Origin of the sequence: Clostridium arbusti SL206 (assembly GCF_000246895.1) — a bacterium.
Lineage (GTDB): Bacteria > Bacillota > Clostridia > Clostridiales > Clostridiaceae > Clostridium_I > Clostridium_I arbusti.
On the sequence record NZ_BAEV01000215.1, the window covers coordinates 1 to 406 of the forward strand.

General features: G+C 51.2%; 1 rRNA gene. It reads left to right on the plus strand.

Annotation, left to right across the window (positions count from 1 at the left end):
- Positions 1–406 (plus strand): 16S ribosomal RNA (locus tag RH99_RS18795); the annotation flags it as partial.

Genomic DNA, 406 nt, shown 5'->3' on the forward strand with positions numbered 1-406 from the left:
ACACGTAGTATAACTACGTGCCAGCAGCCGCGGTAATACGTAGGTGGCAAGCGTTGTCCGGATTTACTGGGCGTAAAGGATGTGTAGGCGGACATTTAAGTGAGATGTGAAAGCCCCGAGCTCAACTTGGGGACTGCATTTCAAACTGGGTGTCTAGAGTGCAGGAGAGGAAAGCGGAATTCCTAGTGTAGCGGTGAAATGCGTAGAGATTAGGAAGAACATCAGTGGCGAAGGCGGCTTTCTGGACTGTAACTGACGCTGAGGCATGAAAGCGTGGGGAGCAAACAGGATTAGATACCCTGGTAGTCCACGCCGTAAACGATGAGTACTAGGTGTAGGAGGTATCGACTCCTTCTGTGCCGCAGTTAACACAATAAGTACTCCGCCTGGGAAGTACGGTCGCAAG